At 74.9% G+C, this 1,355-nt stretch carries 1 protein-coding gene; it reads left to right on the top strand.

The genetic code is table 11. The features are described from left to right. On the top strand, window positions 1–1,355 hold a 1,355-nt coding region (locus BIV01_RS12715), incomplete at both ends, for a proline dehydrogenase family protein (RefSeq protein ID WP_139199348.1).

Below are 1,355 nucleotides of genomic sequence, written 5' to 3'. Positions count from 1 at the left end.
CCACCGCGACCTCGACGTCACGCTCGCTGCGTTCCGGACGCTCCTCGACCGCGACGAGTTCCTCGGGATGGACGCCGGCGTGGTGCTGCAGGCGTACCTGCCCGACGCCGCTGGCGCACTCGATTCCCTGACCGCCTGGGCGCAGCAGCGGCGTGCCCGTGGCGGTGCGCCGATCACCGTCCGACTGGTCAAGGGCGCCTCGCTCGCGACGGAACGGGTCGACGCGATCCTGCACGGGTGGCCCCTCGCCACGTGGGGGTCGAAGCAGGAGACCGACACCGCCCACCTCCGGCTGCTCGATGCCGCCCTGACGCCGGAGCGCATCGACGCGGTCCGGATCGGGGTCGCGAGCCACAACCTCTTCACCCTCGCGACGGCGTGGACCCTCGCCCAGCGCCGCGGCGTCACCGACGGCGTGCACGTCGCGGTGCTGCTCGGGATGGCGTCCGCGTCCGCCGACGCCGTCCGTGCCGACGTCGGACGGGTGGTCGTCTCCACCCCGGTCGTGCACCCCGACCAGTTCGACGCCGCGATCCCGTACCTCGCCCGGCGGCTGCAGGAGAGCGCCAGTCCGGACGGCTTCGTCGCCGCGGCGGGCGACATCGGTCAGGACGAAAGCGTCTTCGAGCGTGAGCGCGGCCGGTGGCTCGCGGCGGTCGCGGCCCTCGACGCTCCCGGTCCGGTGCCGGCCACGAACCGGACGCAGGACCGCCGTGCCCCGATCGGCGGCCCCGTGCACCGCGACGCCTTCACGAACGCACCCGACACCGACCCGTCGACCGCCGCGAACCGCGAGTGGGCGATCGACGTGCTCCGGCGGGTGCCGCGCTCGCAGCTCGGTGCGCAGACGATCCGCGGGTCGAAGGTCGCCGACCGGTCGAAGCTCGAGCGCATCGTCGCCCGGACGGCGCAGGCCGGGGTGAACTGGGGACGGCAGGACCCGTCCGACCGTGCCGAGCTCCTCGACCTCATCGCGCACGAGCTCGAGACGCGGCGTGCCGACCTCATCGAGGTGTCGGCGGCGGAGACGGGCACGACCTTCAGCGAGGCCGACTCCGACGTGAGTGCCGCGATCGACTCCGCCCACCACGCCGCCGACAGCGCCCGGCGGCTGGCCGTGCTCGACGGCGACGGTGCCCGGTACGTGCCGCCGCGCCTCACGGTCGTGGCGCCGACGTGGACGTCGCCCGTCGCGAACCCGGCCGAGGGCGTGTTCGCCGCACTCGCCGCGGGCAGCGGCGTCGTCCTGAAGCCCGCGCCCCAGGCGAAGCGCTCCGGGGCGGTGCTCGCCGACGTGCTCTGGGACGCCGGGGTCCCGCACTCCCTGCTCCAGCTCGTCGACCTCGACGAGGACC

The sequence above is a fragment of the Curtobacterium sp. MCBA15_013 genome (assembly GCF_001865095.1).
Classification (GTDB): domain Bacteria; phylum Actinomycetota; class Actinomycetes; order Actinomycetales; family Microbacteriaceae; genus Curtobacterium.
Note: the sequence above shows the minus strand (reverse complement) of the source record. Positions and strands in the feature narration are given on the sequence as shown.